The sequence below is a fragment of the Christiangramia aestuarii genome (assembly GCF_009735585.1).
Taxonomy (GTDB): domain Bacteria; phylum Bacteroidota; class Bacteroidia; order Flavobacteriales; family Flavobacteriaceae; genus Christiangramia; species Christiangramia aestuarii.
The window spans coordinates 1-448 of record NZ_VJVW01000089.1 but is presented as its reverse complement, the minus strand read 5'-3'; the positions used below and the strand labels follow the sequence as shown (position 1 = coordinate 448).

Genomic DNA, 448 nt, shown 5'->3' with positions numbered 1-448 from the left:
GGTGTTCAGCGGCGCGGCGGCATTATCGGTCGCCTCGCTGCCTTCCAGCTCGCCGCTGACCTCGCGCTGGCGTTCGCGGCGGTTGCTGCGACGACGCTGGCCGCGGGAGCGGCGGCGCGGGCGCTCGCCATCGGTATCGTCCTGCTCGTCCTGCTCCAGGCTCTCGTCGTTCGGCAGCGCCTCGGCTTCCAGGGCCGCGGCGTCGCGAGCCTGGCGATCCTCGCGCGGCTGGCGCTCTTCGCGGGTCGGGCGCTCGGCGCGTTCTTCACGGCCTTCGCGGGGTTGGCGCTCTTCGCGAGCCGGGCGTTCGGCGCGCTCTTCGCGGCGGCGTTCGCTGCGTTCCTCGCGACCTTCGCGGCCTTCGCGCGGTTGGCGCTCTTCGCGGGGTGTCCGCTCGGCGCGCTCTTCACGGCCTTCGCGCGGCTGGCGCTCCTCGCGAGCCGGACGC

The 448-nt window shown here is 75.0% G+C and carries 1 protein-coding gene; it reads left to right on the top strand.

From position 1 onward, the window contains the following. The coding region (locus FLP08_RS17045) for a hypothetical protein (protein ID WP_202912805.1) at positions 1 to 448 on the top strand (448 nt) is incomplete at both ends.